This is a genomic window from Tunturiibacter lichenicola, from assembly GCF_051013355.1.
GTDB lineage: Bacteria > Acidobacteriota > Terriglobia > Terriglobales > Acidobacteriaceae > Edaphobacter > Edaphobacter lichenicola_F.
In genome coordinates this window covers 3,582,740-3,598,818 of record NZ_CP132944.1, presented here as the reverse complement: position 1 = coordinate 3,598,818, position 16,079 = coordinate 3,582,740, and the positions used below count along the sequence as shown (strand labels likewise).

Here is a 16,079-nt window from a genome sequence, read left to right as displayed (position 1 = left end):
CCCTACAAACGATCCACCTTTAGAGTGCCAAGTGAAATCAAAGCATGAGGCCAGAACCATGAGGTCACACGATGGCCTCTCTCCAGAAAAGTGGCTGCCTCATTTATGGTGCACTTCTGCCACCAGCATTTTTTTAGCGCACAAAGTGCAAACAGCCGCGTCATTCCTGTCTCCGCACCACGTTAAGAGGCTACAATTCACCACGTTTCACCACCATAAAACCACGTTGTGACCACAAAATCACCACACGCTGCATGACATGGAGACGCCTCTCATGATTCGACGTCGCACACTCGCCCTTGCCGCACTTAGCCTCAGCCTTTTCAGCCCGATAGCACTTCACGCTCAGACAACAGAGCATATTCAGATCGACGCACGCGCCCAAACCACCCCGTTCCCCCATTTCTGGGAGCAAATCTTTGGCTCCGGCCGCGCCATCCTCTCACTGCGACAAAGCTATCGCGATGACCTCCACACAGTGAAGAACGTCACGGATCTCCGAGCCGTGCGTTTTCACGGCATATTCCTCGACGAAGTCGGCCTCTACGATCCTGACGCAATGACGCAAAACCCCGGCCAAGCAGCAGAAAAGGTAAAGGGCGCTGGCATCTACAACTTCTCTTACATCGACCAGATCTACGATGGCCTACTAGCCGCGGGTGTGCGACCTTTCGTCGAACTAAGCTTTATGCCGCGAAAGATGGCCGCAGATCCGAACCAGACGCAGTCATTCTTCTATAAGCCAGTCGTCTCCCCGCCGAAAGATTACGCGCTGTGGGACGCGATGATCACTGCATTCGCCCAGCATTTGATTGCAAGATACGGCATCGATGAGGTAGCAACCTGGGATTTCGAAGTGTGGAACGAGCCAAACCTCGACTTCTGGGGCGGCCGCCCAAACATGCCAACCTACTTTGAGTTGTACGATCACACCGCAATGGCGCTTAAAAAAGTGAATCAAAGAATTCGTGTTGGAGGACCATCTACAGCCCAGGCCGCATATGTCGCGGACTTCCTGAAACACTGCAAAGACCAGAACATTCCTGTCGATTTCGCTTCGACACACGTCTATGCAAACGACACCGCGAAGGACGTCTTCCACATCGACGAACAGATTCCCCGCGATCAAATGGTCTATCGCGCCGTCAGGAAAGTACATGAAGAAATCGCTGCTTCGCCGTACCCAAAGATGCCACTCATCTTCAGCGAATACAACGCGAGCTACTCGAACGAACCTGACGTAACCGACACCACATATATGGGGCCATGGATGGCCAACAACATTCGCCAATGCGATGGCCTCACCGAAGCCATGAGCTATTGGACATTCTCAGACATTTTTGAAGAGCAAGGCGTTGTGAGGACGCCTTTCTATGGCGGCTTTGGACTTGTCGCCGCTGATGGCATTCCGAAGCCTGCGCTGAACGCCTTCGCCTTGCTGCATCAACTTGGCGACCATAGAATTAAACTTGAAAGCGAGAGCGTCTTGGCAACGAAGTCGGACGATGGGAGAGTCGAAATCGCGCTCTGGAACTACGCTCCACCTTTCGGATCGGGGGCAAGCTATACACCACCACCTACGAGTCCGGGAGCAGCAAAGAGTTTTGACATGACGTTTGCAGGGGTAGCGTCGAATGCAACCGTCGAGGTGTGGCGAGTCGACGACAACCACGGCAATGCCGTGAAGAAATTTGACGCCATGGGACGTCCTGCAGGAAGCCTGACTCAAGATCAAATTAAACAGTTGCGCGCAGCAGGCGCCATGAATCCTCCGGAAAAAGTTCATCTCACAGGTGGACACCTACAAATCAGCGTGCCTGAGCACGGACTTGCCCTGATCGTAGTCAAGGAAAAACGTCCATAGAGAATCTTCCTGCTTTGTAATTTTCTTCCGATGGCGCGCAGACTCTTCCGCGGTTGCAGGTAGACGCGTTGGCAGCGTCGAAAGAGCATTAGCAAATTGCCAAAAGTACCTTCGAACTTAGAACGAGGTCGTCAGATGCTTCACATCAAGCGTAGATTTTTGCCACTTCTCTTCATCCTGTTGTGCAATACCAGGCCGTATCTTTCACAGGCACAGCAAACCACAGATGAAGTTGTTACCGTCGATGCAAAAGCCGCGTCAACTCCCTTTCCTCATTTCTGGGAGGAGATGTTTGGATCTGGACGAGCGATCCTCACGCTGCGCGAGGCTTATCGCGAAGATCTGCGGGCAGTAAAAAAAGTAGCTGACTTCAAGTACGTTCGCTTTCACGCTATCCTTCACGATGAGGTAGGCGTCTATAACGAGGACGAGCACGGCAATCCTGTCTACAACTTTGCTTATGTCGATTCCATCTACGACGGCCTGCTCAAGAATGGGGTTCGGCCCATCGTCGAGATCAGCTTCATGCCCAAGAAGCTAGCTTTCAATCCGGACGCCCTCCATCCCTTTTGGTACAAACAAAACGTATCGCCCCCTAAAAGCATGGAGCGGTGGGACGCGTTGATACAACACTTCGCGCAACATCTTGTAGATCGTTATGGCATCGAGGAAGTTTCGCAGTGGTACTTCGAAGTGTGGAATGAACCGAATATCGATTTCTGGAATGGCATTCCGCGCCAAGAGTCGTACTTCGATCTCTACGACCATACTGCCCGCGCCCTGAAGGGTGTTAGTCCGCGCCTGCGGGTCGGGGGGCCGGCCACGGCTGCGGCGCAATGGGTGCCGGAGTTCTTGCAACACACCGCAGAGAGTAACGTTCCAGTCGACTTTGTCTCCACTCACGGGTACGCCGACGATACAGTCAAGAATATGTTTGGCACGAATGAAGACATCGCCATGGACGACCGCGTTGGCCGGGCCGTTGCGAAAGTTCGCGGTGAGATCGATCACTCCGCAATGCCGCGGCTGCCCCTCTTCTGGACGGAGTGGAATGTCCCCGGCATGATGGAGGCACGCGATACGATCTACGTCGGCCCGGCTCTGGCAAATACAGTGCGCGAATGCGATCGTCATGTCGACATGATGTCGTTTTGGACGTTTTCGGATGTATTCGAGGAGGGCGGCCCGACGACGGGTCCCTTCCGCGGTGACTTCGGTCTGCGCGCCTTCGACGGAATCAACAAACCGAGCTACTACGCCTTCGGCCTGCTACATCAACTTGGTGACCAGCGCCTTGCCAACCCATCCAACAACGTACTCGTTACTCGCATAGCGAATGGGGGTATCGCCATTGCCGCATGGAACCTGGTCGATCCAGACCAACACGGTACGGATCGCGAAATGGAGCTCCATATTCTGGGCGTTGCTCCCAATGCAACCGTGAAGCTACAGCGTGTAGATCGCGATCACGGCAACGTGTTGCCACAATGGGCTGCGATGGGCAAGCCGAAAAACCCAACCCCGGTGCAGGCTGACCAGCTCAACCGCGAAACCGCGCTTCCCTTCCCAGAACAAACTGCCCTTCGCAATGGTGTACTGCACGTCAAATTTAGCCAGAATGCGCTGGTGCTTATTCAAATCGATGGTGCAAATCATTGACATTAGACACCGAGCACATACGTATCCCTAGAATGGGCTGGATCCGATCACCCATTCTGGGGATACCTCGATTGGCAGCTAGTAGCGCACACTTAAAACATGAGATTTACCCTGCGAGAGAGCTGGCTTCCTGCAGTTGTTCTCTTTATCAGCACGCACGTAGTGGGAGCGTCCACTACTTCTGTCGGCGGAATGACTTCAGCTCCGCCCACGGTGAATGTCAGGCTACAAGATACTCTGGATGCAGCAACTATCATCGAAAGTTTGAGACATGATGTTGCCATTCATCCAAATGATTTCGTCACTTTCGAAACCCAAACGACTGCGAATCATTTCATCCTTGACCATGAAGATGCGTTCAGAGAGACCAACCGAAGAATCAATCAGCGCGGAATTCTAGGCTACTGGCGCGGGAAGACGTTGGTCGTCCTACCCAGTCTTTCGATCAACAACCACTTGTAATCCCGCAAAACAGATGAACCGTACATAGTGAAAGTTGCTCTTGATCCTGTTTTGAAGCACAGTCGAGCTCTCACGAGATCAGCCACTTGAGGAAGTTTGCCATTTCGCGTCTAGCGTGACGCGCTGAGCAACGCAGGATATTTCTCCGCAACGGTAGCAACGAGTTCTCCGAACAAGGAGTTTGCCCAGGCAAACCAGCTTCTTGTAAACTTCGCGGCGTCGTTACGGTTGAAGCTCTCATGCATGAAACCCGACCCGGCGCTGGCATACTTCAACATAGCGAGTGCTCGAGCGATTTCGACCTCTGACCGGCTGGTGAGAGCATAAACAGTAATTGCCATAGGCCAGATCATGTCTCTGCCTTCGTGCGGGCCGCCAATACCTTCGCCGGCGCTTCCTTTGAAGAACCACGGATTGCCTTCACTCCAGACAAACTTTCTGGTACGCGCGTAGAGGGCAGCGTCAGGCGAACTGTTCAGATACGGTAACCCAAGCAGGCTCGGCACGTTTGCATCATCCATCAACAATTTACTGCCGTAGCCATCAACTTCATAGGCCCAGATTGATCCGGCTGCGGTTTCTACCACAGCACATTGCTGTAAGGCTCTTGCAACCTCAGCGGCCAGCGTTGACGCTTCATTGGCCAAAGAATCATCGTGCAAAATCTCATGAGCCATCTGCGAGAGATGACCGAGCGCCGTGACAGCGAACAGATTGGAGGGCACCAGGAATGGGAAGGTACAGGCGTCGTCGGACGGTCTAAATCCCGAGGCAATCAAGCCAACAGGCCGCACCGGTGCGCCGTATCCGTCGCCCGCTAAGGTCTCAGTAGGAGTCTTGGACGTCCTCTGGAAGTTGTACGGGCCGGGGCCGTCTTTGCGTTGCTGGACTCGCATAGTCTCGACCACGAGTTTCATCGCGGCACGCCAATTTTGGTCGAAGGGAGCAATATCTCCAGTTGAACGCCAGTAACCGTAGGCTAAACGTATTGGGTAACAGAGAGAGTCAAGCTCCCACTTGCGCTCGCCAACCCCGCGCTTCATCTCTGTCGCATCACTCTGGCTCCATTCGAGAGGTGGCGCGTCAAGGTCGGCCATAAACGCGTTGGCATAAGGATCGATAAGGATGCACCTGGCCTGCCGCCGAATGATCCCCTCGAGCATGTGGCGAAGCCCGACATCCTTGGCCGCCAACGCAAGATAGGGCCACACCTGTGCAGAAGAGTCTCGCATCCACATCGCCGGAATATCGCCCGTAATAACTGCCGTATCGGGCTTGCCATTGAAGCTGCTCAGCTCAATCGTGGTGTCCAGCGTGTTGGGATAGCAGTTCTGGAAGAGCCATGCCAGTTCCGGATCACCTATCCGACAACTCACATCCGATATGCATGCTTCAACGCTTGGGCTGTGAAATTTTCGGTCTTGCAACGCCGGACGCCGAGAAGGAAACGAATCACTCCCTGTACCGGCTAGCACGCTCAACGGATTAAGTGTGACCGCTGCTCCCGCCCCTGCCGAAATCTGTAACATACGACGGCGAGTAATTGTTGAACCCATTATTTCCCTTCAGTCGATAAGCTACGTTGCTAACAAGATGCAAGCTACGTCTACTCGAGATCATAACCGCTCACATTAATTGAATTAATTATTTCAAAATGATCACTATTTTGATCAATACATCTTTCCATTCCGTTTACTCTACGTCAATAATAGATACACTGAGCAAATTCAAATGCCCAGCTAATCTCTCACTTTGCTGCGTCATATAACGCGCACAAATTGGATCTCAGATCGATGGAGTACCAGTGATTTCAAGAAGAACATTCCTCGGCGGCGTCTCCGCTGTCTGCGCTGTCGGAGCAACGGAAACTAGCGCACTCGGCAAGATCATCGACGGTTCCAAAACGGCGACCCCAACCGATCCTTCCTCGTTTGTGGATATAAAGATTGGCACTGGCGGCCACGGGCACACTTTCCCCGGTGCGGCCGTTCCGTTCGGTGCGGTTCAGTTGAGCCCCGACACCTTCAACGATCAATGGGACTGGTGCTCCGGCTATCACATCTCCGACACCTCCATTATGGGCTTCAGCCACACTCACCTGAGCGGGACCGGCTGTGGCGACCTGCTCGACTTTCTAGTGATGCCTGGGACAGGGGAGTCGAAGATCGTACCCGGCCCACGCAGCAATCCCGACGCCGGCTATCGCTCGCGCTTCAGTCACGACGACGAACATGCTGAGCCGGGGTTCTACTCCGTTCTTCTGAAGGACTACGGCATTCACGCAGAGTTGACTGCCACGGAGCGCGCTGGGCTGCACCGATACACCTTCCCTACTGGTAAGAACGCTCCAGCAACCGGGCACATCATCGTCGATCTCGAGCACAGCTACGCGTATAACGGCCAGTCAGCAGTGGTCACGGCGTCGCTTGAGCACACCGCCGCTGACACGCTTGCCGGAGGACGTACCACCAAGGCCTGGGGCGATGGACGACAGATTTACTTCACGATGCAGTTCTCGCAGCAGCCTATTCGCATTGTCTTTTATCAAGAGGGGGCAGAGGTTCCAGCGGGGACACAGCCGCTCACTGGAAAGTCTCTAAAGTGCGTCTTGTTCTTCGACCTCGCACACAATCCAGTGATCCTGGTGAAGACCGGCGTCTCTGGCGTCAATGCTGAGTCTGCAGCAAACAATCTGAAGGTTGAAATTCCAGGGTGGGACTTTGAGGCGGTACGTCGTAGCGCACGCAATAAGTGGAACCAGCAACTTTCGCGCATCAGTATTCAGACGGAGAATGAGACCCATCGCAAAATCTTTTATGCTGCGCTCTATCACGCGTCAATCGGGCCTTCGCTCTTCGATGATGCCGATGGCCGATACCGTGGGATGGACAAGCAGATCCATCAACTCGCCCACAACCAGCACAACTACACCGCCTTCTCGCTGTGGGATACCTATCGCGCTGCCCATCCCATGTACACGCTGATGTGCGCTGATCGCGTTCCCGACTTCGCCAACACTCTAATTCGCATGGCCGAGGAGAGCCCATCGGGTATGCCGGTATGGCCGCTCCAGGGTTGCGAGACTGGCACAATGACTGGCTATCACTCTGCAGCAGTCATTGCCGAAGCCTGCAATAAGGGCGTCGCCGGTGTCGACTACGAACGCGCCTATAAGGTGATGATGAAACGGGCCATGGTGGACGACTACCGCGGTCTTGGCTACTACCGATCAAAGGGTTACATTCCTTGCGATCTGGAAGAGGAGTCGGTTAGTAAAACCTTCGAATACTGCTATGACGATTGGTCGATCGCGCATGTGGCGAAGAAGCTCGGGCACTTTGACGATGCAGCAATGCTTGTTGCGCGTTCGCGCAACTACAGAAATTATTACGACCGTTCCATCAATCTCGCCCGGCCTAAGCTCTCAGATGGTGAATGGGCGACGCCCTTCAGCCCAATCGAGATGGGGACATCGAAGAAGTGGCGCGACTTCACAGAGTCCAACTCCTGGCAGACGACCTTCGGCATTCAGCATGACGCAGCAGGGCTGATCGAGATCATGGGCGGACAAAAGCTCTTTCTCGCCAAGCTGGACGAGCTCTTCGATCAACCATCGACGCTACCTGCAGATGCTCCTCCAGACATCGCCGGTCTTGTTGGACAGTACGCACACGGTAACGAACCGTCGCATCACATCGCCTACCTGTATGCCTACGCTGGCCAGCCACACAAGACCCAGGCTCGCGTGCGTATGTTGATGGAGACCATGTACAAGGCTCTTCCCGACGGGCTGCAGGGCAATGAAGACGTCGGTCAGATGTCGGCCTGGTTCATCATGAGCTCGATGGGCTTCTACTCGGTCGACCCCGTAAGCGGCAACTACATCTTCGGAACTCCACTGTTCGATAACGTCAGTATGCAACTCGGTGGTGGAAAGAAACTTGAGATCGTAGCACACCGAAAGTCACCGTCCGATCAGTACATTCAGTCCATCACCTTCAACGGAAAGCCGTACACGCGCTCTTGGTTTAATCATCGCGACATCGTCAATGGCGCGCGCATCGTATTTCAAATGGGTAGTGAGCCTAACCTCGAGTTTGGCTCCAAGACAGAGGATATTCCGCCGTCACTGAACCTCGCAGGTGCATAGACTGTTTTAGTTTGATAAATGCAGATCGATCCTGCCGAACTACGCAGTCTTCGTCTTACGGAATATGAAGTGTGTGGCATATCTCGCAACTATGCCACACGCATTACCCACACATATCAATCAAGCTGGCCCCAAAATGAGTTCATATGAAGAAACTCCTGTTCTGTTTATTACTGACCGTTCCCTGTGCTCTGGCCCAGACTAAGACTCTTTTCTACATGACAGACCATTCTGATTCTGTCCGCGATTTCATACAGCACCAAGACAAGATCGATATCATTGTGCCGACTTGGTATAACGTCGATGCGAATGGGTTGGTCTATGGAGAACCGGACCCCACTGTCGAGCGCGCGGCAAAACAGCGCCACATTTTACTCTTTCCTATTGTCGCCATCTTCGACAAAGCTGGAGTTCACACACTGCTGACAAACGATAAGGCGCAAACAGCGATGACCGGATCGCTTATCTCGGAATGCAAGCAGAATGGATACGACGGCTTCCAGCTCGACTTCGAAAATATCGCATGGACAGACCGCGATGCTCTCTCGGCAACGGTCAAACGTATTGCCGACGCAATGCATCAAGAGCATCTGCAACTGCAGATCGCTGTCGTTCCAAACGCCCCAGGACATCCCAGTCACGGTGCGTTCAGTAAGTGGATCTTCTCGGATTGGCGCGGAGTTTTTGACCTCAAAGCACTCGGTGAGTCAGTCGACCTGCTCTGTCTGATGACCTACGATCAGCACACGCGCTGGACGACGCCTGGACCAGTCGGCGGATGGATGTGGGTGAACGAGAATCTAGCCTATGCCCTGAAGGTCGTGCCAAAGGAAAAACTTTCTCTAGGCATTGCTCTGTATGGCTACCACTGGTATGCCGGAGACCCAGGGCTAAATGAAAAAGAGCAAAAACCTAACATCACCGCCGATTACATTAGCGCCGTCGACGCGCAATCTTTGCGGGATACCTACCAAGGGCAAGAGATGTGGGACGCTCAGGACCACACTACATATTTTTTCTTCTATCGCGATCAGATGCGCGAGTGGATCTTTTACACCGAAAAACGAGGCTTTGCAGATCGCTATAATCTCGCTGCTGAGAATCACCTGCAAGGCATTTGCGCCTGGGTTCTTGGCGAAGAAGATAGTGCCATCTGGAGCATCTTGCCGGAACACAAATGAACAGCTATCGTTATGACCGGCCTGCAGGACGGCAGACTAATTCGCCAAGTCAGCCCCAGCATGTCGGGCATGCCAGAGAGCGCCCTCCAATGGATCTACCGGATCCGACAAGAAATTCAGCAAGGGATAGGTACACAATAAGGTGCGGCGCATCGCATCCGACACCTCAGGCACATGCTGCCAGACGGAGCCAGTGCCGGCGATCTTTAGTCCATCGTCGATGCCAGGCTCGGCGGCAACCAGTCTATGGATCACATGGCGCACAAGTCCGGCAAGTTCTACTCCTCCACGCTCGAGCGTCGCCTGCGCTAAGCTGTCGCCATCACGCGCTGCCTCTGCAACTACCGGCATAATCTGTGCGAAAGAAAAACCATACGCATTGGCAACCGCCACCAAATCATCCTTTGTTTGTAGGCCGAGCTTGCTGAGAACTCGATGCAGAAATGGAGGTTCCTCGCCAGCATTGATAGCAGCAAAGATAGCCCGCAGCGCCTGTTGTCCTAGTAAATTTCCTGAACCTTCGTCGGCAAGAGCAGGCCCCCATCCTCCCGCTCCCACTGCCCTTCCGTCGCGGCCGCGCCCAATCACGTTCGAGCCGGTTCCAGCAATCACCACGACACCGGCATCCTGCGGGAACGCTGCATCGAGCGTGATAATTTCGTCTCCCAATAAGATCAGGCTTCCTCCGACCCGCATCGCCATCTGCTGTTCAAGCCACTCCACCACATTGGGTATGGCGGCGCCAGATGTGCCTATGCATGATGCGGTCAGGTCAGAGAGTGCAACACCACTCTGGCGTGAGACTGCATCCAGCACCTCTCTCAAGTGCAATTCTGCCTCCGCTTTGCCGACGCGAAGCACCTTCGCACTGCCAGCCTGAGCGCGGCCCAACACCTTGTGCTCATCCGCCAGTACGCAGGCCGTCTTCGTGCCCCCTATATCGAGACCGAGAAAATATTTCATCGCCAAATGTGCTCTTTCAGACTTTGCAATTGCGTTTTATGCGTTGCTGAGATTCTCGATCATCTGACGCACATCTCGGCTATCAACAACAAACCTCGTATCGGCAGAAGAGCTCTCTTCCAGCATACCCGGCCCGCGACAGATCATAGGGCTCGCCACACGACGCCGCAGTGAACCATGAAAGTGCTGTGCACCGGTAGTGCGCGCGACGACTGCAGCATTATTCAGCCGCAACCCCCCGCCAACAGCGATGTCGATCCTCCCGGCAGCCTGATCCATAAGGCGCGCCAATGACTCAGCCCCTCGAACCACGTCAGATTCGCCGCCGGAGGTGAGCACACGTTTGCACCCCGCGGCAATAACATCTTCAAGCGCTTGCTCCTTGGACACAGTGCAGTCAAACGCCCTGTTGAAGGTCACCTCGAGTGGGCCTGCCATCTCAACAAAATGACGTGTCTGCTCGATGTCGACAGTACCGTCTGCGCAGAGCACACCTAAAACCACTCCGCTTGCTCCAACCGAACGGGAATACTCCAAATCCTCCCGCATTACTGCCATCTCTGATGGGGTGTACAGAAAGTCTCCTCCCCGCGGACGAATTAATACATGGATTGGCAGACCGCTTTTTTGTATTGCTTCCTGAAGCAAACCATGACTCGGCGTCAATCCGCCTTCGCTGAGTGCGCTACAAAGCTCAATACGATGAGCTCCGCCGGCATGTGCAGCGAGGCAGGCGTCTACACTTTCGGCGCAGAGTTCAAACACAATCTTTTGCATTAGAGATATTCCAGTTGAAAGCTGATCATAACCAGCTTTCTTGTGTAAAGAGGAGACATATACGAAAGGCCAGCGCCCACCCAAGATTCGAACCGGCGCTGGCGCCAAAACTGCAAAGACAGCCAAGTGTGAACGCATCCATTTTGTCGGAACAATGGATGCGTCAGCTTAGGGTTAGAAGTTGTAATGCAGGGCTAGCTGAATCTGTCGAGGGAGGCTGCGTGTTCCGGTGATCTGTCCGAAGTTTGAATCACCAATATTATTGTCAGGATTGTCGTAGCTGGCAAAGTTGAAGACGTTGAAGCCATCTGCACGAAAACCGACCGACTGGCGCTCCGTAATACGGAAGTTCTTGAAGACTGAGGTATCAATCTGATCGAATCCGGGTGCGCGCTCGGTGCCGACTGCGGCGGTGCCAAAGGTGAAAGGCGCCTCCGGGCCATAGGCACAGCTGCCATTGTCCGCTCCAGTGCACGGACTTGCCGATGGGTCATTACCCCACCAGTTTGCGACTGTGCGTCCATGCAAATGGAGTTTGCGGAATTGATTCGCGCGAGAGTCACCAAATGTATTCGTGCCGTCGCTGCGTGGCCCGAAGATCGAAATTGGGAAGCCAGAGTAGGCGATTGCCGTGCCTGAGATGGACCAGCCGCCCAACAGAAGGTCAAGGGCTCGGTTTGTGTTACCTCCATAGATCATGCCACGACCAAAGGGAAGGGCGTATACGCCAATAGCCGACAGGTTATGCCGTACATCTTGCGGTGCCGGACCATAGTCTGCATGACCGTCATAGCCGTTTTGGAAGGCTCCATCCTGAGTATTGACATCGATCAAGCCAGCATAGTTGCCCGCGCTGTTGGTCATTGCTCGGGCATATGAGTAGTTGATGGTGTACTCAAAGCCCTTGCTGGCACGTTGACGCAGCGAGGCCTGAAGAGCGTTGTAGTTCATCATTGCCTCAGACTCTGTGAGCAGTAACGGATTGCCTTGGCCTACCAGCCCGGCAAAGGGAGCGAAATCTGCCGCAGGAAGGGGGGCACCCGATGGAAGAGCTGCTATGTTGGCAGCCTGAGTAGTAGTAAGTTGATTGGCGTTTCGATAATCCTCGATATGCTGTCCGGTCTCTCCGACATATCCGATCGTCAGCGAAGTTTTGCTGTTGATCGCGTATTCAGTCGTCAAATTGAACTCATTGATATAGGCAGGCTTAATATTCTGCGGCCAAGCTCCAAAACCAACGTTTGTAACGGAATTGGCGTTGACAGCAAAGCCTTGCGACGCAGCCAATGGGGCGCCGCCGTTGCCTTGACTTGGGGGAGCAGCAGTAAGCTGGCTGAACTGGACGAACGGTGAGTTGTAGGTGAGACGTTGGTTGTTGGAGTTTCCTTCAAAGAAGCTAGTCGCACCATATCCACCGCGCACGACAAATCTGGGTGACATTTGATACGCAAAACCGATGCGCGGCATGATCTGGGCGTAGTTTGGCTGGTAGCAGGCCGGGTTGTCGCAGACGATGGAGCCAGCAGGCGCACCGACCGGAACCTGCTTCGCATATTCGACCGTGCCCGAGCTGAGCAGCACGTTAGCTGTCTTGTTGTTGACCTCGGTCCAGGGCTGGTCGTATTCATAGCGCAAGCCAAGATTTAAGGTAAGCTTACCGGTAACCTTCCAATCGTCTTGAAAGTATGCGGCGGCGCGCCATTGCCGGTTGCCGACCAGGGCGCCGGGTAGTTGGATTTGCTCATTCTGAACCCGGTCAAGGATGAAATCGGCGCCGGAGTAACCGTTGGTTAGTCCTCCGGCAGTGGCGAGGCCGGTGAAGCTGCCGTCGTAGTTGAACTGACCAAGCGCGCCTTGGGAAGACTGAACGAGATAGTTCTGTTGATACCGCACCGCCTGCACGCCCATGCTCAAAAGGTGCTTACCACGCTGCCAGGTGAGGTCGTCACCATAGCTGAAGGTGTTGTCTCGGAGAATTTGTGGAGCAGCAGGTGTGCCGATACCACCATTGCTGCTGAGATCCTGACCGAAGCTCTGAAAGGAGAACCCAACATACTGCTGAACACCAAAGGGAATGCCGACGAGAGAGTTGCCATTCAGACCGAAGGCGCCGGTGGGGTCGGTTGGGATGTTGTCATCCCAGCGAACACGCGTAAACCCAATTCTCGCCTGATTGACGATCTCGGGAGAGAGGACATGGACCCACGTGGCGCCGAAGAGCTTCGTCGGGAAGACGTTCTGTGAGGGAAATGTAATGGCCAGAACAGCCACCGTGCCATCAAATGCGTTTGATTGAGAGTAGAAGCCGGTTATCTTATCAGCAGAATTAGGGTTCCACTCGATCTTGGCATCACCTTGGTTGTTTACCTTGAAAGAGCGCTGCGGACCTACAAAATCATTCTGAGCAATGGAATCGGTTGGTGTTCGGTTCGCATGCGGGTAAAGCTCAGGGTGGGCAAAGAGATACTGCGCTACAGGATTCAGGACCGGAATGCCTTGATCGTTCATATACGGAGTGAAGTTTTTTTGGGTGTCGTAGAGTTGCACAGGAGCTGGCTGGCCGGTGGCATCCTTCAGGGATTCCAATGCAGAAAAATCCCCGCCGCGCATCGCATCGGTCAATACACTAGCGCTACCCGATCCCCCCGTATGCTCACGTACACCTTCGTAATCGGCAAAGAAGAAGAGTTTGTCCTTCCAGATCGGCCCTCCAATCGTTCCACCAAATTGAGTTTGCGTGTAGGGGTTTATCGGGATGCCCTTGAAGTTGTTGCTCCACGAGTTCGCGTTGAGCGTTTGATTCTGTAGATACGCGTAGGCGCTTCCATGAACCTGGTTGGTGCCGCTCTTGAGCACGGAAACCACATCGCCACCATTGACGTTGCCGTACGTGGCAGGCGCGTTGGCCGAGATAACCTTGACCTCCCCGATGGCATCAGGAGCAGGCGTGTAGGCGATCAGATTATTCTGCCCCTCGTTCATGTCGATACCGTCGAGGGTGTAGTTGTTCGCCTGCGTACGGTTGCCGTTGATCGAGGCGATTCCGCTAGTGAGGGTATTGCGTTCAATCGCGTTTGTACCCGCGAATCCCTGCGGAGTCGAGGTAACGGCTCCGGGTTGGAAGAGCGTGATTGAGGAGAAGTTTCGACCGTTCAGCGGAAGGTTTGCGATTTCATTCGTTGAGACCGTGATTCCGAGGGTGCCGTCGGTTGTATTGAGGATCGGCGCACTGGAGCTGTCGACCTCGATCACACTGGTGGCGCCAACGGATAGATGCTCATTCAGTTTAACGGTCTGGTTGATCTCCAGCGTGAATGGCGGAACCGTCTCGGAAGAAAATCCTTCGGCGTCGATCACTACCTTGTAGTGACCGATCGGCAGGAAGCGGATGCTGTATACGCCATCAGAGTTGGTGGTCGTCATGTTCCTTACGCCTGTGTCGATGTTCTCAGCCGTAATCTTGGCATTGGGGATAACAGCACCGGTCGGATCGGTCACCTCACCTGTAATTGAGCCCGTTACGGTCTGTGCCAACGTCACCGGGATGCCTACGGAGACCGCTAGCGCACACCCGGCAAGATACTGAAAAAATCTGGTCCTCATTCAACTCCTCATTAGGTACATCTGGCTAAATAAGCTGCAGCAAAGGCAGGGAAAGGTGAAAATAGACAAACGTTTCAATTTTTAGGACTGACTGCCTCTGAAACGCTACGGAAACCTCAACCATGAGGCAGAGGATAGAAAGGTGAACATACGATTGTCAAACATTTTTCACAAATAGTGAAAGCAAAATGACCATATGATCATTTTGATGATTATCGACAAATTCTAGAAACTCCTTATTTGTTAGAGAAAGGAATTACACAAGTGGCTGCAAAGACGAACGATCGTGCCAATCAGATCCTTCACCTTCTCCTGCAAAAGGGGACAAGCAGTGTCGAGGATCTCTCCGCCACGGTGAACTCCTCGCCCGCCAGCGTGAGACGTGATCTCATTAAGCTCGAACAGCGCGGTCTGGTCCATCGCACCCATGGTGGGGTTGAATTGGCTGGCAAGCTGACCTATGAGCCATTCCGCTTCGACGCAGCCTTCCCGCTTCGCGAAGAACGTTTCGCCGACGAAAAGCGTCGCATTGCGATAGCAGCAGCTGAAATGGTTCTCGAGGGCGATACGATCGCGCTCTCCCCCGGAACCACTACCACCCAGGTCGCTCGCAGCCTTCGACATCGCGAAGGGATCCACATCGTTACGAGCGCCGTGAACATCGGTATGGAGTTGTCCAGCCAGCCAAATGCTAAGGTGACTCTCACCGGGGGTACGATTCGTTGGCCCGGTTCATTTTCGATGGTTGGAGCGACCACGTTCCATGCGATCCAAAAGCTTTATTTCGACAAGGTCTTCATGGGCGCTACCGGCATCCATCCCGAACATGGTCTCACCGTCATCGAGTCCGATGAAGCCCTGATCCTTGGAGAGATGGTTAAACATTCACGCCAGGTTGTCGCCGTCGCCGACTCCAGCAAGCTGGGTATGATCAGTACAAATAAGGTTTGTGAACCAGCCCAGATCCACACAATCATCACAGACGACAACATTGATCCAGAACTGGTCGAAGTCTTCCGGAGCAAGCACATCAATGTCCTGTGCGTGTGAGCGCATCGAACCGTCGAGTTCAGAGATTTGGCGTATCAGGCTGAACGGGGTGAGCATCCCGGCCATTCGTGTCTCGAAATTTAGTCCAGATTGCCATGGTGAATTGGAGAAGTTCACTATGGCAATCTGGTTCTGAGACCAGATGCCACTACCGACGCGGATAGTCCCTATACTTCCGTCATCTGTGGGGTCCACGTCATTGTCTCCAGTGTTTGGCCCGGCTATGCCGGTACAGACGCACGATCGCCATCAGCCTTCGTTGCCTCGAGCCGTATCGCAAAGAAAGAAGAGCTAAGCTCACCGCCTAAAGGCGGTGAGCTTAGATCGGGTGGTGGAATTTGAAGAAATTCAAAGGGGACCGGCTGGAGCT

Annotated in this window: 9 protein-coding genes; 5 read left to right on the top strand and 4 right to left on the bottom strand. The window is 53.8% G+C overall.

Going from position 1 to position 16,079, the window contains the following annotated elements:
• Window positions 1–274 precede the first annotated feature (274 nt).
• Window positions 275–1,864, top strand: coding sequence for a GH39 family glycosyl hydrolase (locus RBB82_RS15105; protein ID WP_433971537.1), 1,590 nt, complete (start codon window positions 275–277; stop codon window positions 1,862–1,864).
• A 135-nt stretch (window positions 1,865–1,999) separates the two neighbouring features.
• Entirely contained in the window at window positions 2,000–3,523 is a 1,524-nt protein-coding gene (locus RBB82_RS15100) for a GH39 family glycosyl hydrolase (RefSeq protein WP_433971536.1), read from the top strand.
• Between the two features lie 572 nt (window positions 3,524–4,095).
• Here the strand turns inward: RBB82_RS15100 and RBB82_RS15095 are convergent.
• Window positions 4,096–5,361, bottom strand: a complete 1,266-nt coding sequence (locus RBB82_RS15095) for a glycoside hydrolase family 125 protein (RefSeq protein WP_433971535.1) — start codon at window positions 5,359–5,361, stop codon at window positions 4,096–4,098.
• A 428-nt stretch (window positions 5,362–5,789) separates the two neighbouring features.
• Here RBB82_RS15095 and RBB82_RS15090 point away from each other — a divergent pair, with 428 nt between their 5' ends.
• Complete coding sequence (locus tag RBB82_RS15090; protein ID WP_433971534.1) at window positions 5,790–8,135, top strand: GH92 family glycosyl hydrolase; 2,346 nt, start codon at window positions 5,790–5,792, stop codon at window positions 8,133–8,135.
• Window positions 8,136–8,281: 146 nt separating this feature from the next.
• Window positions 8,282–9,316 carry a glycosyl hydrolase family 18 protein gene (locus tag RBB82_RS15085; RefSeq protein ID WP_433971533.1) on the top strand — a complete coding sequence of 345 codons (1,035 nt, stop codon included), beginning with the start codon at window positions 8,282–8,284 and terminating at the stop codon, window positions 9,314–9,316.
• A 36-nt stretch (window positions 9,317–9,352) separates the two neighbouring features.
• On the opposite strand, the gene RBB82_RS15080 is transcribed toward RBB82_RS15085, so the two are convergent.
• The 3 genes from RBB82_RS15080 to RBB82_RS15070 all read right to left on the bottom strand — a co-directional run bounded on the left by RBB82_RS15080 (window position 9,353) and on the right by RBB82_RS15070 (window position 14,659).
• The gene (locus RBB82_RS15080) at window positions 9,353–10,279 is read right to left on the bottom strand and encodes an N-acetylglucosamine kinase (RefSeq protein ID WP_433971532.1); all 927 of its coding nucleotides are present in this window, start codon (window positions 10,277–10,279) and stop codon (window positions 9,353–9,355) included.
• A 36-nt stretch (window positions 10,280–10,315) separates the two neighbouring features.
• Window positions 10,316–11,056, bottom strand: coding sequence for a copper homeostasis protein CutC (locus tag RBB82_RS15075; RefSeq protein ID WP_433971530.1), 741 nt, complete (start codon window positions 11,054–11,056; stop codon window positions 10,316–10,318).
• Between the two features lie 174 nt (window positions 11,057–11,230).
• Window positions 11,231–14,659 (bottom strand): carboxypeptidase regulatory-like domain-containing protein, encoded by a 3,429-nt coding sequence (locus RBB82_RS15070; RefSeq protein ID WP_433971529.1) that lies wholly within the window; start codon window positions 14,657–14,659, stop codon window positions 11,231–11,233.
• A gap of 264 nt (window positions 14,660–14,923) precedes the next feature.
• Between RBB82_RS15070 and RBB82_RS15065 the strand changes: the two genes are divergently transcribed.
• Complete coding sequence (locus RBB82_RS15065; protein WP_433971528.1) at window positions 14,924–15,709, top strand: DeoR/GlpR family DNA-binding transcription regulator; 786 nt, start codon at window positions 14,924–14,926, stop codon at window positions 15,707–15,709.
• Window positions 15,710–16,079 lie beyond the last annotated feature (370 nt).

Excerpts from the sequence above, each read along its gene's own strand:
- RBB82_RS15105 (WP_433971537.1), top strand. The coding sequence starts at position 275 with ATGATTCGACGTCGCACACTCGCCCTTGCCGCACTTAGCCTCAGCCTT.
- RBB82_RS15100 (WP_433971536.1), top strand. The coding sequence starts at position 2,000 with ATGCTTCACATCAAGCGTAGATTTTTGCCACTTCTCTTCATCCTGTTG.
- RBB82_RS15085 (WP_433971533.1), top strand. The coding sequence starts at position 8,282 with ATGAAGAAACTCCTGTTCTGTTTATTACTGACCGTTCCCTGTGCTCTG.
- RBB82_RS15080 (WP_433971532.1), bottom strand. The coding sequence starts at position 10,279 with ATGAAATATTTTCTCGGTCTCGATATAGGGGGCACGAAGACGGCCTGC.
- RBB82_RS15075 (WP_433971530.1), bottom strand. The coding sequence starts at position 11,056 with ATGCAAAAGATTGTGTTTGAACTCTGCGCCGAAAGTGTAGACGCCTGC.
- RBB82_RS15070 (WP_433971529.1), bottom strand. The coding sequence starts at position 14,659 with ATGAGGACCAGATTTTTTCAGTATCTTGCCGGGTGTGCGCTAGCGGTC.